This window comes from Methylobacillus flagellatus KT (assembly GCF_000013705.1).
Classification (GTDB): domain Bacteria; phylum Pseudomonadota; class Gammaproteobacteria; order Burkholderiales; family Methylophilaceae; genus Methylobacillus; species Methylobacillus flagellatus.
This window is the reverse complement of the sequence record NC_007947.1, coordinates 1-16,523: the sequence shown is the minus strand read 5'-3', so window position 1 is coordinate 16,523 and position 16,523 is coordinate 1. Positions and strand designations below refer to the sequence as shown.

General features: G+C 53.7%; 13 protein-coding genes and 1 tRNA gene. 8 read left to right on the top strand and 6 right to left on the bottom strand.

The annotated features are described in order from the left end of the window. Positions 1-23 precede the first annotated feature (23 nt). The 4 genes from msrB to MFLA_RS00055 all read left to right on the top strand — a co-directional run bounded on the left by msrB (position 24) and on the right by MFLA_RS00055 (position 3,251). Positions 24-416 (top strand): peptide-methionine (R)-S-oxide reductase MsrB, encoded by a 393-nt coding sequence (gene msrB, locus MFLA_RS00070; protein WP_011478381.1) that lies wholly within the window; start codon positions 24-26, stop codon positions 414-416. Between the two features lie 10 nt (positions 417-426). Continuing rightward, on the top strand, positions 427-777 hold the full coding sequence (locus MFLA_RS00065) for a DUF4186 domain-containing protein (RefSeq protein ID WP_011478380.1): 351 nt from the start codon (positions 427-429) through the stop codon (positions 775-777). Between the two features lie 84 nt (positions 778-861). Beyond that, on the top strand, positions 862-2,340 hold the full coding sequence (gene mqo, locus MFLA_RS00060) for a malate dehydrogenase (quinone) (protein ID WP_011478379.1): 1,479 nt from the start codon (positions 862-864) through the stop codon (positions 2,338-2,340). 605 nt (positions 2,341-2,945) lie between these two features. Then, positions 2,946-3,251 carry a BON domain-containing protein gene (locus MFLA_RS00055; protein ID WP_011478378.1) on the top strand — a complete coding sequence of 102 codons (306 nt, stop codon included), beginning with the start codon at positions 2,946-2,948 and terminating at the stop codon, positions 3,249-3,251. A 49-nt stretch (positions 3,252-3,300) separates the two neighbouring features. Here the strand turns inward: MFLA_RS00055 and MFLA_RS00050 are convergent, their stop codons facing one another. Both MFLA_RS00050 and MFLA_RS00045 read right to left on the bottom strand, forming a co-directional pair. Beyond that, entirely contained in the window at positions 3,301-4,197 is an 897-nt protein-coding gene (locus MFLA_RS00050; protein WP_011478377.1) for an alpha/beta hydrolase family protein, read from the bottom strand. Positions 4,198-4,265: 68 nt separating this feature from the next. After that, positions 4,266-4,341: transfer RNA gene (locus MFLA_RS00045), tRNA-Glu, on the bottom strand. A gap of 317 nt (positions 4,342-4,658) precedes the next feature. Between MFLA_RS00045 and dinB the strand changes: the two genes are divergently transcribed. The 3 genes from dinB (at position 4,659) to MFLA_RS00030 (ending at position 9,014) form a co-directional block, all read left to right on the top strand. Further along, positions 4,659-5,816, top strand: a complete 1,158-nt coding sequence (gene dinB / locus MFLA_RS00040) for a DNA polymerase IV (RefSeq protein WP_011478376.1) — start codon at positions 4,659-4,661, stop codon at positions 5,814-5,816. A gap of 330 nt (positions 5,817-6,146) precedes the next feature. After that, positions 6,147-6,629: an SRPBCC family protein gene (locus tag MFLA_RS00035; protein WP_011478375.1), complete on the top strand. Its 483-nt coding sequence runs from the start codon at positions 6,147-6,149 to the stop codon at positions 6,627-6,629. A 180-nt stretch (positions 6,630-6,809) separates the two neighbouring features. Then, on the top strand, positions 6,810-9,014 hold the full coding sequence (locus tag MFLA_RS00030) for a glycoside hydrolase family 2 protein (protein WP_011478374.1): 2,205 nt from the start codon (positions 6,810-6,812) through the stop codon (positions 9,012-9,014). A gap of 34 nt (positions 9,015-9,048) precedes the next feature. Here the strand turns inward: MFLA_RS00030 and MFLA_RS00025 are convergent, their stop codons facing one another. Beyond that, positions 9,049-10,584: a SulP family inorganic anion transporter gene (locus MFLA_RS00025; RefSeq protein ID WP_011478373.1), complete on the bottom strand. Its 1,536-nt coding sequence runs from the start codon at positions 10,582-10,584 to the stop codon at positions 9,049-9,051. A 244-nt stretch (positions 10,585-10,828) separates the two neighbouring features. Between MFLA_RS00025 and MFLA_RS00020 the strand changes: the two genes are divergently transcribed. Beyond that, positions 10,829-11,185 carry a hypothetical protein gene (locus tag MFLA_RS00020; protein WP_011478372.1) on the top strand — a complete coding sequence of 119 codons (357 nt, stop codon included), beginning with the start codon at positions 10,829-10,831 and terminating at the stop codon, positions 11,183-11,185. 100 nt (positions 11,186-11,285) lie between these two features. On the opposite strand, the gene gyrB is transcribed toward MFLA_RS00020, so the two are convergent. From gyrB to dnaA, 3 genes are all read right to left on the bottom strand, one after another. Continuing rightward, positions 11,286-13,682, bottom strand: a complete 2,397-nt coding sequence (gyrB, locus tag MFLA_RS00015) for a DNA topoisomerase (ATP-hydrolyzing) subunit B (RefSeq protein WP_011478371.1) — start codon at positions 13,680-13,682, stop codon at positions 11,286-11,288. Positions 13,683-13,732: 50 nt separating this feature from the next. Further along, positions 13,733-14,836 carry a DNA polymerase III subunit beta gene (dnaN, locus tag MFLA_RS00010; RefSeq protein WP_011478370.1) on the bottom strand — a complete coding sequence of 368 codons (1,104 nt, stop codon included), beginning with the start codon at positions 14,834-14,836 and terminating at the stop codon, positions 13,733-13,735. A gap of 229 nt (positions 14,837-15,065) precedes the next feature. After that, a complete protein-coding gene (gene dnaA / locus MFLA_RS00005) occupies positions 15,066-16,478 on the bottom strand; it encodes a chromosomal replication initiator protein DnaA (protein WP_011478369.1) in 1,413 nt (470 codons plus the stop codon). Between the last annotated feature and the right edge of the window lie 45 nt (positions 16,479-16,523).

Genomic DNA, 16,523 nt, shown 5'->3' with positions numbered 1-16,523 from the left:
CACATGAGGAGGAGAAGGAAGTCATGACCAAGGTCTTCAAGACAGATGCCGAATGGCGCGAACAACTGACCCCGCTACAGTATGAGGTCACCCGCCATGCAGCCACCGAGCGTGCCGGCACAGGGGAATATGCCTTTCATTTCGAGCATGGCATCTATCATTGCGTGTGCTGCGGGACACCGTTGTTCGCCTCGGACACCAAGTTCGATGCCGGTTGCGGCTGGCCCAGCTATTTCGAGGCGCTCGACCCGGACAATATCCGGGAAAAAGCAGATTATGCTTACGGCATGGTGCGCACCGAGGTGATCTGCAATGTCTGCGACGCCCACTTGGGGCATGTCTTCCCCGATGGCCCGCCGCCTACTGGCCTGCGTTACTGTATCAACTCCGCATCCCTGCGCTTCGAGCCAAGCTGACCAATTCCTGATGCGCGAACTGGATGAATTGTTTGCTGCACTGGCACGGTCACGCTTCCGCAGCTCGTTCAAGCTCAATGCGCATGACCGCGCCTACCTGCACGCCAAGGGCTTGTCGCTAATCCAGGATCATGCCCGCGATTTCATTGCCAAGCGGCTCGCTCCAGCCGTGATTGCCAATGATGGCAAGCAAACCCCTTATCGCGGTCACCCGGTATTCGTGGCACAACATGCCACCGCCTGCTGCTGCCGGGGCTGCCTGCAGAAGTGGCACCTGATTCCTGCAGGTCGCGCATTGAGCGCGGACGAGCAAGCATATGTAGTCAGGGTGCTGGTGCATTGGCTGGAAAATGTTGATTGAATTGGAAACAGGGTTTTACAGCAGCGAGGCTTATGCATATCATGGCGGCCCAAGCTCGCAATCAACCCGATATATCACCCTGACATGACTTCTTCCCTGGACACCGACATCCTGCTGGTTGGCGGCGGCATCATGAGCGCCACCCTCGGCACCTTGCTGCACCAGCTCAATCCGGAACTGCGCATTACGCTGGTGGAACTGCAGGCAGAAGTAGCGACGGAAAGCAGCGACGGCTGGAATAATGCCGGGACCGGACACGCGGGATATTGCGAGCTGAACTACACCCCGCAGGATGCGGATGGCAGCGTCCCCATCGCACGTGCGCTCAAGATCAATGCCGCCTTTGAGGAATCGCTGCAGTTCTGGGCCTGGCTGGTGGAAAAAGGCATCCTGCGGGAACCTGCCAGCTTCATCAATCCCACCCCGCATAGCAGCTTCGTCTGGGGGGAGAAAAACGTGGCCTTTCTCCGGAAGCGTCACCAGGCATTGCGTGCGCATCATCTGTTTGCCGATATGGAATACAGTCAAGATCCTGCCGTGCTGCAGCAATGGATGCCCCTGGTCATGGCTGGTCGCGACCCCAGCATCCCGGTGGCAGCAACACGCGTTGCCTACGGCAGCGACGTCGATTTTGGCTCCCTCACTCGCCAGCTGGTACAGCATCTGCAGGGCCGGCCTGGGTTCAAGCTGCTCACCCGCCATGCCGTCACCGGACTCAAGCAGCAGGGCAGCTGGCAGGTAAAGGCCGTCGACTTGTCACAAGGCAAACCCGTGGAGATCCGTGCGGGATTTGTTTTTCTGGGCGCTGGCGGCGCCACACTGCCCCTGTTGCAAAAATCCGCCATCCAGGAGGCCCGGGGTTATGGCGGCTTCCCGGTCAGCGGACAGTGGCTGGTATGCCATAACCCGGACGTTATCCACCAGCACCATGCCAAAGTCTATGGCAAGGCGCCCCTTGGCGCCCCGCCGATGTCGGTGCCCCATCTGGATACCCGCATCATCAACGGAAAGCCTGCCTTGCTGTTCGGCCCGTTTGCCGGATTCACCACCCGCTTCCTCAAACGGGGCTCTTTGCTTGACTTGGTCAACTCGGTCAAGCGCAGCAATCTCAAATCCATGCTCGGGGCCGGGCGCCACCATATGGACCTGACCCGTTACCTGATCGGTGAAGTATTCCAGAGCCATCAGCAACGCATGGCAGCATTGAGGAATTTCTACCCATTGGCCAACGAAAGCGAGTGGTCGCTTGTCTCCGCAGGACAGCGGGTACAGATCATCAAGCAATGTGAGCATCAAGGCGGCAAGCTGGAATTCGGTACCGAAATCGTGTCTTCCGCGGATGGCAGTCTTGCCGCATTGCTGGGTGCGTCCCCTGGCGCCTCCACGTCAGTACCAGCCATGCTGGAAGTATTGCAGCGCTGCTTCTCGCCGCAATTGCAAAGCGCCGCCTGGCAAGAACGCATGCGCGAGATGCTGCCTTCCTACGGGCAATCCCTGATAGAAGATGCCGAATTGCTCAGGGCCGTGCGATACCACACCCTCTCGCGCTTGAAATTGACATAGGCAGACTTGCGCATCCTGTTGCCTGTTCGTCACAGTCTGCCATTTCCAACTGTCCTACATGCATATCAGAATTCTCCAGATAACACTCGCAACACATGCGGCTTAATATGAGCGCCATGTTTGTAATGATAAGGAGACCATCATGCATGCCTTACTTAATGCGGTGCTGGTAACCGCCATGTTCGGCCCGATTGCGCTTGGCTTCATTTTTGGCTGAGCCCGGGTACATTGTGCAGGCCGCTGGCATTTGTCAGGATGAGCGACTGTCCGTCCATCTTGTTCGCTTGATCCGGGCCGCTTGAACCTAAAAAAGGTGTTCTAATCCTTCAAGCTTCCCAGACAAATGCCAGCCGGCGCTGTCGGCATCTTCCATCTCTGGCCCTTTCGGCCATCCTCCAGATCCCTTTCTACTGAATATAAATTTGCAACCCAGTATGCCCACCCTCTGATCACCTATGTTGTAAAGGAATGAGGCGGAGAACCTATCGCTCGTGACAGTCAGCTCATTCCTACAGCGGTTTCAGCGGCGTGCTGATTCATGCTGTCAGCCTATCTTTCTAGAATGGATGCGTGTTCTCGATCACTACACCCAAAAGGAGTCTCAAATGAAAGTAGAATTGAAAAGCCTCGTCCTCATCGGTGCGTTGATGATGCCCATTGCCAGCATCGCTGCCGAGGGCGATAGTATTGAAACCAAGCTCAGCGACTCCGTCATCACCACCAAGGTGAAAGCCGCATTTGCTAAGGACAAACTAGTCAGCGCCACAGATATCAAGGTCGAGACCGACAGCGACGGACTCGTGCAATTGAGCGGTACAGCCAAGAGCAAGGAAGAAGCAAAGCGCGCTGTCGAGCTGACCAAGGCAGTCAAGGGCGTCACTGGCGTCAAGGACGATATTGTCGTTCCTTGAGCTAACAACTAGCTATTGAAAACGACAATGGGGCAATGCCCCATTGTCGTTAAGCAGGTGCTGTCTTGAGTCTGAGATTGAAATAAGCCAGTATTTCCTGCTTGAGCTGCTCATGGAAGCGCTCGCGGTCGAACCCTTCCGGATCGATGGTCGGGAGCGCACCCCCCTGTTTGATCTTGGGAGGGAACGGGCTAAGAAAAGAGAAATGGCCGGCATTCTTCACGCAACGGCTGGTGACATTGGCAGGATCACGCACCCCCTTGCGCACGATTTCACCATGCCATGCAGGCGTGTACGGGTCATGCTCCGCGCTCAACATTAGAATGGGTACGTCAACGTCTTCAAGGGCATGTTCAGGCATGAACCATACCGTAGCTGGCGCCAGTAATACCAGCGCCTTCACTCTATCATCATGCTCCACATCGACGACGGCTGGCGCTGGCCCCCGATAGTCAGGTTGAAATGCCTCTGGCGGATACCACGGGGTTCCTCCTGCTAATGCGAGGGCGGTATAACCGCCCATGGAATGTCCAATCACACCAATCCGGCCAGCCTGTAGATGCGGGCCCAGAACGGCATCCCCATATAGTGCATCGGCAGTGAGCCGCAGGTGGCGTGGACGGTATTGCAGGTTTTCCACCTTGCCCATGAATTGGTTGTCGACCCGGTTGTTACCGGGATGTTCTATCATTGCCACCACATATCCGTGCTGGGCAAGATGGGCAGTCATCGTCCGGTATAGCAGGTGCGAGCCGCCACTGCCGTGCGAGACCAGGATCAAGGGATGCTGCCCACCAGCAATGGGGGCATTCATACTGACATCCATCAGATAAGGGCCGAACGCATGACGAGACGGTAGCTGCCGGGTGGGATACATCACCAATACCGGGAATGAAAGCCCATGCTCTGCATCTGTCAACCTGAATTCGCTCGCACCAACAAACATATTGCAATCAACTGATCAATATCATGGGCAAAACAAAAGCAGACGCTCTGGTCTGCTTTTATTGGAATTGGCGTCCCCACGGGGATTCGAACCCCGGTTACCGCCGTGAAAGGGCGATGTCCTAGGCCTCTAGACGATGGGGACATGAAACATAATGTTTCTAGAGGGTGCGAATTCTAACTAAAAACCCTGATGAACACCAGCTTATTCTGAAAAAATATTCCATCTTCCAGAAATACGCCCGGGATCCACCCCTGCATCCGCATGCGCAAACTTGGTTCTATCTTGCTCGTTTCAGTGTAAAGAACGGGGTTCAATAGCCCAGCGGGCATGAGAACAGCAGACCGACTGCAGATGAGCACACAACATACTCATCGCGCTAACACCGCGCATTTGGGCGGCAACATCAAGTGGTACGATAATGCGCTTTGAACGCTTGAATAGATTTTACTGATCCTTGAATGAAAGACCCCCGCTTTCCCAATCGCCGCATCGCCCACCTCGACATGGACATGTTCTTTGCCGGCGTGGAGCTGCTGCGCTACCCGGAATTGCGCGGTGAGGCCGTCGTCGTGGGCGGACGTTCCACGCAACAGCCACGCAGGCTCGCCAATGGGCAACATCATTTCTCGCGCCTGCGCGAGTATAACGGTCGCGGGGTTGTCACCACCTCGACCTACGAGGCGCGGGCGTTGGGCGTGTTCTCTGCCATGGGCCTCATGAAATCCGCGCAGCTGGCGCCAGATGCCATCCTTCTTCCCGCAAATTTCGAGTCTTACCGTCATTATTCCCGGCTGTTCAAAGCAGCTGTCGCGGAAATCGCTCCATTGGTCGAAAACCGTGGGATCGACGAAATCTATATTGACCTCAGCGCTATCGAGGAACACTCCGAACCACTGGCGCAGCGCCTCAAGGCTGCAGTCCAGGAAGCCACCGGACTGACATGCTCCATCGGTATTGCCACCAACAAGCTGCTGGCCAAGATCGCTTCCGATCTCGACAAGCCCGATGGGCTGACCATTATTGACGAACAGGCTTTCCATACGCGCATCTGGCCGCTGCCAGCCAGAAAAATCAACGGCATAGGCCCCAAAGCTGCCACCAAGCTGGAAAAGCTTGGCATCCACACCATCGCCGACCTGGCGATGGTGGACTTGGCCTTGCTGCAGGAAAACTTTGGCCAGAGCTACGCGCATTGGCTGATGCGCGTGGCCCGGGGGCAGGATGACCGACCTGTAGTCACAACCTCGACACCCAAGTCCATGAGCCGTGAAACCACCTTTGAGCGCGACATGCATGCCCGGCAGGACAAGCGCCAGCTCGGTATGGCCTTCACATCGCTGTGCGAACGTGTCGCCAACGACCTACAACACAAAGGTTATTTCGGATACACGGTGGGCATCAAGATCAAATACCAGGATTTCCGCACAGCTACCCGTGACCTTACCTTGCCCTCCCCTGTCAATGACGCTGCCGCCATCCGCCGTGCTGCGGGCGCTTGCCTGAAGCGCGTATCACTGGATCAGCGTTTCCGCTTGCTGGGCGTCAAGGTGAGCAACCTGGTACGCGCAGACGACCTGGGTCCGCATTTGCCGGAACAGGCCAGCCTGTTCGGCTGAGGAAACAGGGAATCATCGCCGGCAAGGTTGCGCACCCGCATCATATCGTGCATCAAGGCCTGGATCATATTGCCTCCCCCTACGCGCACCGCGAGGCAAAGAGCGATTTCCCGGCTGCCTGCACGCTCCTGTTTCTGCAGCTATACCGCTGGTAGGGATGTGCCGGGATTATTTGTGGGCATTCACTTTCTCTGACGCGCTTATCGGATGCTGGCTTATGTAATGAACTTGATGCCCCCCTTAGACTGGTGTTCAGGATATCTGCTGAGAGAGACATATTCCAGCGGAACTGTTTAGCTTGAAAACCATCCATATAAATAGGAGGGCATTATGCCAATCATCGAGAAATCCATAGAAGTCAACGTACCCGCACAGGTCGCTTATGACCAATGGACCCAGTTTGAGGATTTTCCACTGTTTATGGACGGTATTGTCGAAGTCACCCAGCTGGACGATACTCATCTGCACTGGAAAGCGGATGTCGCCGGCCAGCGCAAGGAATGGGATGCTGAAATTACAGAACAGATCCCCGGCAAGCGCATTGCCTGGCGCAGTATTTCCGGCGCACGCAATGCTGGCGTGGTGACATTCCACCATCTGGACGCTTCTACTTCGCGCATCATGCTGCAAATGGATTACGACCCTGAAGGCCTATTGGAAAATGCGGGTGACGCCCTTGGCGTCCTCACCCACCGCGTCAACGGCGACCTCGAACGCTTCAAGGAATTTATCGAATCCCGCGGTGCAGCCACAGGCGCCTGGCGTGGTCAGGTGGATGCAGATAGCCAGCAAGGCAGCATCCAGCGACATTAATTTTTTCCAATATATTGTTCACTTAGGAGGTGTTATGAAACTAGTACTCAAGACCTTGATTGCAGGTTATGTTGCCAAACGGCTGACACAGTATTATCTCAATCACAAAAAACCGAAACTAGTAGACGCTTAATCTTAATCGCCGGGCTATGCCCGGCTTGTTTTTTATAGAAATCAACCATGCGTTATCTTTCCACCCTGCTCACCCTCTTGTTGACTACCCTGCCTGCAGTATCGTCGCACGCACAGGAGCGCACCACTCATCAGTCCTTGAATGGCAGCTGGCAATTTCAGCCTGTCGCCGCCACGCTTCACGTCACGCCTCAGCTGCAGGCACCTGCAGGGGGTTGGAAAAAGATCAATGTTCCCGACAATTGGTATCGCCAGGGACATGACATCAGCGGTTATGCGTGGTATCAGACCCGCTTCGCGCTGGATGCTCACAATGCCTCCAGAGTCGCCCATCTTGTATTCCATGGGGTGGATTACTCAGCTGACGTATGGCTCAATGATCGTTACCTTGGTCACCATACCGGCTATTTCCAGCCATTTGAATTTGATGTCACCGGCCTGGTGAAGCCAGGAGAAAACCAGCTGCGGGTATTAGTAAACAGTCCCTTGGAGCAGCCGCAGGATTGGTCCTTGCATAAACGCCTGGTCAAGGGCATTTTCAGCCATCATGACACCCGGCCTGGCGGCGCCTGGTCCGAGCGCGGGCAGGAAAAGAATACTGGTGGCATATGGGCGCCTGTTGAACTGCAGTTTGCCGACCGGGCTGCAGTGCGGCAATTACAGGTCACTCCCCGTAAACAAGCGACAGAGGCCAATCCCCAGCAATGGGTGGTCAGCACGGAAGCCGACATTCATCATGATGTTTCACATGAAACATCGGTCACGGTGGAAGCGCGCATCCTTCCGGAGAACTTCAAAGGCGCGTCCTTCGCCTTTAAACAATCGCAAACCCTGCAACCGGGCGGCAACCATATCGCATTCAGTTTCCCTGTGGATAATCCCGCTCTATGGTGGCCATATGAATATGGCCACCCCAACCTATATAGACTCGAACTCAGCGTCAAGGACGCATCAGGCAAGCTGCTTGACCAACGGGAACAAGTATTCGGCGTACGGGAAGTCAAGGTAGATGACGGCCTGCAATGGTTCATCAATGGTCGCCGCATGTTCCTCAGGGGCACCAATTATATTGCCAGCCAATGGCTGGCCGAAATGACACCCGATCGCTACCGGCGTGACCTGGAAATGATGCAGGCAGCTCATATCAACGCTGTACGCGTGCACGCCCATGTCACTGGTCAAGACTTTTATGAATTATGTGATCGCATGGGCATCCTGGTCACTCAGGATTTCCCCCTACTGTGGGGCTACAGTGACGACCCGGACTTTATCGCCGAGGCTCGCCGCCAGGCCAAGGACATGGTGCAATTACTGCAGCGACACCCCTCCATCATTTCCTGGACCATGCACAATGAGCCTCCCTGGGATTCGCCCTGGATGGCACAGAAATACCCCGACTACCATCCCGACATCAATCGTAGACTGGATGCGTTGCTGTATGAAGATGTCAGCAAGCTGGATACATTGCGCGTGGTACGCAAGGAATCTGCCACCAAGGAGCACGAATGGATGGGATGGTACTTCGACCACTGGCTCGCATTTTCCCGCCCTGCCCCGACTCCATGGAGCACGGAATTCGGCGCCCAGGCGCTGCCTAACCTCAAGAGCCTGGAACGCATGTTCAGCAAAGCATTGCTCTGGCCCGATACTGAAGCAAAATGGCAGGTATGGGAGTATCACAACTTCCAGCGCAAGGAGACATTCGAGTTTGCTGGCGTGAAGCAAGGCGGCAACATTGAGGAATTCATTGCCAACAGCCAGCATTATCAGGCGCGCTTGATCCAGTTCGCCGTGGAGAATTACCGTCGGCAGCGTTATGCGCCGGTTTCGGCCGTGTTCCAATTCATGTTTGTGGAAAACTGGCCTTCCATCAATTGGGGCATCGTCGATTATTGGCGGGAACCCAAGGCAGGCTATGAAGCATTGCGCGTGGCTTACCAGCCCGTCCTGCCCAGCTTGGAATGGAAGCAGGACGAGTACGAGGCAGGCGCCTCACCTCGGATTGGGCTATGGGCGATTAACGATACCTGGAGCGGATTCGAGCATGCAAGTTATACAGTGACCCTATATCGGGAGGGTAAGCCATTGGATATGCTTAAACTGCCACTGGAAATGCTACCTGATTCCGGCTACAAGCTGCGTGATTACGCGCTACCAGTGCTTGAGAAGGGGCAATATGAGATCAAGGCCGAGATCACCGGGCAGGATGGAAAATCCATGGGACGTAACCAGTACCGTTTCAGCGTGAAGTAGATACCCGTGGATTTGATGATCCAGCGCAAAAACACTAACCCAGCTTATCGTCTGCTACCGGATAAGTCGGGTCTTCGAGCAAATTGACCTCGACCAGGTCGCGCGCACGCCCGAGCAATGCCCGGCAATCCGGGCTCAGGTGCTTGAGCGATAACTGCTTGCCCTGCTGCGCATAGCGCTCAGCCAAGGCATCAATCGCAGCCAGCGCCGAGTGATCCACGACCTTGGCCTGTTTGAAGTCCACTACCACCTGCACTGGATCTTCCTGCGGCGTAAACAAGGCCTGGAAGTTGGCGATCGAGGCAAAGAACACACTACCCTTGAGCCTATAGACCTTGCGACCCGCTTCGTCGATATAGGTGGTCGCGGCTATCTCCTTGGCGTGCTCCCACGCAAACACCAGCGCGGAGACAATCACGCCGACCAGTACAGCAATTGCCAGGTCACTGATCAGCGTAATGATAGCTACCAGGATGCCGACAAAGATATCCGGCACAGGAATCTTGCCAAACAATCTGAAACTACCCCATTCAAAGGTCTTGATCGCCATGACAAAAATCACGCCGATCAGGGCTGCAAGCGGGATCATTTCGATCCAGTGCGAGGCAAAGAGAATAAAGGACAGCAGGAATGCTGACATGGCAATACCGGACAAACGATGCAAGCCTCCTGCATTCATGTTGATCATGCTCTGTCCGATCATCGCGCAACCTCCCATGCCACTGAAAAAGCCGGTTGCCACATTGGCAGCACCTTGTGCCATGGATTCGCGGTTGGGCTGGCCACGCGTATTGGTCATCTCGTCTATAAGATTGAGCGTCAGCAAGGTTTCGATCAGTCCGATGGCAGCAAGGATCAGGGAATAAGGGAAGATGATCTTCATGGTCTCCAGATTGAACGGCACCTGCGGGACATGGAAACTGGGCAATCCCCCTGCAATCGACCCGAGATCGCCGACCGTCCTGGTTTCCAAGCCCATGACGGCAACCGCCGCAGATACCATCACAATTGCAACCAGCGCCGACGGCACCACCCTGGTCACTCGCGGCAGCAGGTAAATCACCGCCATCGTCAACCCAACCAGCCCTAGCATGGTGTAAAGCAATGGGCCGCTCATCCACTGCAGACTGCCATCATCCGCCGCGACCTTGAAATGATTGAACTGGGCAAAGAAAATGACCATGGCTAGGCCATTCACAAACCCTAGCATGACCGGATAAGGCACCATACGGATGTACTTGCCCATTCTCGCCACTGCGAACAATACTTGCAGCACTCCCATGAGCACCACCGTCGCAAACAAGTACTCGACCCCGTGCTGTACGACCAAGGCCGTCATGACCACCGCCAATGAGCCTGCAGCCCCTGAAATCATTCCCGGCCTTCCCCCAAAGGCGGAGGTGATAAAAGACACGATGACCGCTGCATACAAGCCGGTCAATGGCGAGACATGTGCCACAAATGCAAAAGCAATCGTCTCTGGCACCATCGCCAGCGCCACGGTCAGTCCGCTCAATACATTGGTCTTGATTTGGGCAGGGCTCAACCCGCTGGGTACTGCATTTGACATCATATGCTCCGGTACTGCTCAGCAGCCATTGTCATGCGCCGGCATGGTTCAGGCGTATACAACCCATGGATATCTCGTTTAAATAATGGCTGAATCAAGGAAATCACATGGGTCCAATACGGGCTTGGTATGGGAAAAGCAAGCCCGACATTATTTCATCAATGGCAAATCCCGCCAAATGACCGTGGTAAAAATGTGCCACATATTGGATACTTTTCCCATTATCCGGCTCAGGAATATCCCTATGAAAGATCAATGGAATGTGTACAAAATTGCCCCGATTGACCATGGCTGGCTTTATCTCAGGACCGTAGGCGAAACCGCACACCTGCTGGGCGGTCACTGGGCGGAAGCAGCAGTCAATGGGCTAGTGGCAGATCATCCCACTGTAGAAACATTCCTGGCGAGTTACCACTATGCCCATGATGCCGCACTCGCGCATGGCTATGACGGCATCAACCGCCAGGAACCAGTGGTATTCTGGTTTCCGGATGCTGCGGTATTCAACTATGGATTTGTTTTCAAGTCGGATATTGGCGGCATTACCTATGTTGTTTCGCCCAAACCATTGAAATGGCTGGATTCCCTTTCCGGAAAGTGAAGGTATAAGCCACTATCATCTCCACTGGCGGGAACACCTTTACCTGGTACTGCACTCGTGCAGAAGCGCCGTTTTTTCCGGCAGCTTCTGCAGCCTTCAATCAAACATCAAGATTGCTCACACCCAGCGCATTGCCTTCGATAAAGGCGCGGCGCGGCTCCACCTGATCTCCCATCAACGTAGTGAAGATTTCATCAGCGGCAATTGCATCATCGATCTGCACTCTGAGTAAGCGGCGTACGGCGGGATCCATGGTAGTTTCCCACAACTGTTCTGGGTTCATTTCGCCCAGCCCTTTGTAACGCTGGATATTGAGTCCGTGCTTGGCTTCGGACATGAGCCAGTCAAGGGCCTCCTTGAAGCTGTTGACCGGTTGCTGTTTCTCGCCCCGCTTGATAGTCGCACCTTCGCCTACGAGTCCTTGCAATGTCAGGGAAGTTGCAAGAATTTGCTGGTAATCGCCACTGTTGATGAAATCGCTATCGATCACGCTGGCTTGCAGGTTGCCGTGGATGTACTTGTTGATTTCCAAACGGTAATCACCGTTTTCCTGGTTCTGCGTCACCAGCACTTCACTGCCTGTGTGACCCAGCAAGGCCCGTAGCTTTGCTGCTGTCGCTTCGGCTTGTGTTTCAGTGTCCAACTCGAGCTTGCCCAGGCTGATCAATGCACGCAGGATGCTTTCATCGTACAAGGGGCTCAGCCGGCGGATAATGGCTTCAGTCAATACCATTTGTTTGGCAATGGCAGCCAGTGCTTCGCCGCTGATGGTTTCACCATCGGCCTGCTTGAGCAGTTCCGCCCCCTTGAGCGCGGATTGCAGAAGATACTGGTCCAGTTCCTGCTCATCCTTGAGATAACGCTCGTCACGGCCTTGCTTGACCTTGTACAAGGGAGGCTGGGCAATATAGACATGGCCGCGTTCGACCAGCTCGCCCATCTGGCGGTAGAAGAAGGTCAGCAACAAGGTTCGGATGTGAGCACCGTCAACGTCGGCATCGGTCATGATGATGATGCGGTGGTATCGCAGCTTTTCGGGATTGAAATCGGCCTTGCCGATCCCAGTACCCAATGCGGTAATCAGGGTCGCAATTTCCTGTGAGGACAACAGCTTGTCGAAACGTGCTTTTTCCACATTCAGGATTTTGCCCTTCAATGGGAGAATGGCCTGGAATTTGCGGTCCCGACCCTGTTTTGCTGATCCGCCCGCCGAATCTCCCTCGACGAGGTAGAGTTCGCTGAGGGCTGGGTCTTTTTCCTGGCAGTCGGCCAGCTTGCCTGGTAGGCCCATGGTATCCATGGCACCTTTGCGGCGTGTCATTTCACGTGCCTTGCGGGCAGCATCGCGCGCCCGGGCGGCATCGATAATCTTGTTGCAGATGATCTTGGCTTCGTTCGGGTTTTCCAGCAGGAATTCGGCCAGTTTCGCAGATACCACTTCCTGCACAACGGGCTGTACTTCACTGGATACGAGCTTGTCCTTGGTCTGGGAAGAGAATTTCGGCTCGGGTACCTTGACGGATAATACGCAAGTCAATCCTTCCCGCATATCGTCTCCGCTGGTATCTACCTTGGCCTTTTTCGCCAAATCATTCTGCTCGATATAACTGTTGAGCGTGCGCGTCATGGCCGTACGCAATCCGGTCAAATGGGTTCCACCGTCACGCTGGGGAATGTTATTGGTGAAGCACAATACGTTTTCACTGTAGGAGTCGTTCCATTGCATGGAGACTTCTACGATGATGCCGTCTTTTTCACCCGATGCATAGAAAGGCTTAGGGTGCAGGACGGTCTTGCTGCGGTTCATGTATTCGACAAAGCCCCTGACGCCGCCAGAGTGGGCAAAATTTTCCGATTTTCCGTTGCGCTGGTCGATCAACTCGATCTTGACACCATTGTTGAGGAAGGAAAGCTCACGGATGCGTTTTGCCAAAATTTCAAAATGAAATTCCACATTGGTGAATGTTTCAGTGGACGCAAGGAAGTGTACCTCGGTACCGCGCCGTTCCGTTGTCCCGGTAATGGTGAGTGGAGAAACAGCCACCCCTCGGCGGAATTCCATCTGATGGACCTGGCCATTGCGGAAAATCCGCAATTTCAGCCAGTCTGAAAGCGCGTTCACGACAGAAACGCCCACCCCGTGCAAACCACCGGAAACCTTGTAGGAATTCTGGTCAAACTTGCCCCCGGCATGCAGTTCAGTCATCACGATTTCAGCGGCAGAACGCTTGGGTTCGTGCTTGTCGTCTTCCTTGATGTCGGTTGGAATGCCGCGCCCATTATCGGAAACACTGATGGAATTATCAGGATGGATAGTGACCTTGATGTCATCACAGTGACCTGCCAGGGCTTCATCAATTGCGTTATCCAGCACCTCGAACACCATATGGTGTAAACCGCTGCCATCGGATGTATCGCCAATATACATACCGGGGCGTTTACGAACTGCATCTAGGCCTTCGAGGATTTTAATACTATCGGAATTGTAATCGGTCATAGTCCTGTAGGTTTCACGTGAAACAATAAATTATTTTAATATTCAGTAAGTTAAATTCTCATTGGCATGACGACGTATTTGTAGTTATCGTCGTTTTCAACAGTCACCAGGCAACTGCTATTCGCATCTGCAAAGGAGAAGGTCACGCTTTCGCTATCTGAGTTGTTTAGTACGTCGATCATATAGGTGACGTTAAAGCCGATGTCCAGGTTGCTACCCCCGTAGCTGATTTCAAGCTCTTCTTCGGCTTCTTCCTGCTCGCTGTTGGTGCTGATCAATTTCAGGCTATTGGCTGAGAGCACCATCCTAATGCCACGGTATTTTTCATTGGAAAGAATGGAAGCACGCTGCATGGACAGTAGGATCATCGTGCGATCCACGGAAAAACTGTTCTGGTGTCCTGTCGGGATGACGCGGGTGTAATCCGGGAATTTCCCATCAATCACCTTTGAAATCAAGTGGATATCTCCAAATGCAAAATTAGCTTGGCCATTGGCAAGCTCTATTGTGACCTCATCTTCGCTTTCGTCCAACAGTTTTATCAATTCGATCACCGTCTTGCGAGGCAGAATGATTTCCTGTTTTTCATAGCTGCTGGCAAGTTCGGTGGAAGTGAAACTCAACCTGTGGCCATCGGTACCCACGACATTCAGGCGGTTGCCGTTGACCTCGAACAGCAAGCCATTGAGGTAGTAACGGATATCTTGCTGCGCCATGGCAAACTCGACTTGCTTGAATAGGCGTTTCAAGGATTTCTGGCCGATCTTGATGAGTGTACTGCTGGCATCCTCCGTCTTGGTCATCAATGGATAATCACCGGCAGGCAATGTCTGCAGGTTGAAACGGCTTTTCCCGGTCTTTACCTGGATGCGGCTGTCCTGGGTAGCCATCGTGATTTCAGCGTTTTCAGGCAATGAACGGCAAATATCGAGAAGTTTCTTGGCGGAGATGGTGGTCGAAAGCTCACCCCCTGCGGCTGAGTCTACAGAGAGTGAAATCTGCATTTCGAGATCCGTGGCTGTCAGCTTGATTTTGTCTTGTTTGGCTTCCAGAAGCAGGTTGGAGAGTATAGGCAAGGTATGACGTCTTTCAACAATACTACTGACGGATGAAAGAGGTTTTAGCAGTGTATCGCGATTGATTTTGATGTTCATATCTTTAAAACCTAATATATAAAAAATAAATTGGTAATAACAATAATGTCGGAAACTTCTGTTGATAACGCCATTTTTAAATTTAAAATCAACAACCTTTGAGAGGCTGTACCATCTTGAAACTGTTATACGCTGCTGTGGATAGATTGTGGCTTATTTTACCGCTTTCTGAAAAACGCTTTTAAACTGTATTTCTACCCACAGCCTTTCCATAGGCCTGATGCCCTTCCTAATCGCGGATGACTTGGATCAATACCGCGATATCGCGTGCCACGTTTTGATCATTCTGCCGCAATTGTTCGATTTCATCGCAAGCGTGCATGACCGTGGTATGGTGCCTACCGCCAAAGGCTTCGCCGATTTCAGGAAAGCTGTGGTTGGTGAGCTCACGTGCCAGTGTCATGGCAATCTGTCGTGGACGGGCAAAGTTGCGTGAGCGCTTCTTGCTGTACATCTCGGCGACCTTGATCTTGTAATAATCAGCAACGGTTTTCTGGATGTTCTCGATGGTGATCTGGCGGCCACGTACAGCGATCAGATCCTTTAGGGCTTCCTTGGCCAGGCTGACGTCGATGGCATGCCCGGTGAAGTTGGCCATCGCGATGATGCGGTTCAGTGCGCCCTCGAGTTCACGAACGCTGGAGCGCACTTGCTTGGCAATAAAGAATGCTACATCTTCATCCAGCGTGACCCTGGCTGCTTCTGCTTTCTTGAGCAGGATCGCGACGCGCATTTCCAGCTCGGGCGGTTCTACTGCCACGGTCAGACCCCAGCTGAAGCGTGTGCGCAGGCGTTCATCGACATCGGCGATTTCCTTGGGATAGGTATCGCAGGTGATGATGATTTGTTTCTTGGCTTCAATCAGCGAATTGAAGGCATAGAAGAACTCTTCCTGCGTGCGGCTCTTCTTGGCGAAGAACTGGATATCGTCGATCAACAGTAGATCCAGGGAATGATACTGGCGCTTGAATTCGTCGAAAGCCTTGTGTTCGTAGGCTTTCACCACATCTGAAACATAGCGTTCGGCGTGCAGATAGCGGATCTTGGCATCGGGTCGCTGCGACTTCAGGTGGTTGCCGATCGCTTGCAGAACATGGGTCTTGCCCAAGCCGACCCCGCCATAGATGAACAATGGGTTATAGGCAGTACCTGGGTTTTCTGCTACTTGGATTGCTGCAGCGCGAGCCAATTGATTGGCCTTGCCCGTGACAAAATTGTCAAAGCGGAATGCCGGGTTGAGACCGCTGGTCTCCGTTAACGTTTTGGGTTTTTTGGGCGCGGCTGAAGCGGGTTTGGCAGGCGAGACAGTTTTCGTGACTTTGCTGATTTCAGCTTCAATTTTTGCTGCAGCGCCGGGCGCTTCAGCGGGTTTGGGTTTTGCGAGCGTTATGGGTGACTTTTCGCTGGCATCGTACAAGGCCAGCTCGATCTGCACAGGTGTGGATAATACCTCTTCCGCTAGAGCGCTGATCTTTTGCAGGAAACGGTCTTTCACCCATTGCTGTACGAAACGGTTGGGCGCGAGCAGTCGCAAGGTTCCTTCGCGTGCTTCGAAGCGCAGTGGCTTGATCCAGGTGTTGAATTGCTGGGCTGATAACTCTTCTTCAAAGCGACCGAGACACAGTGACCAAAAATTTTCCATCGGTTGCCCGAAACTCCGCAGTGAAAGTGAAATGACGAGGTCAAG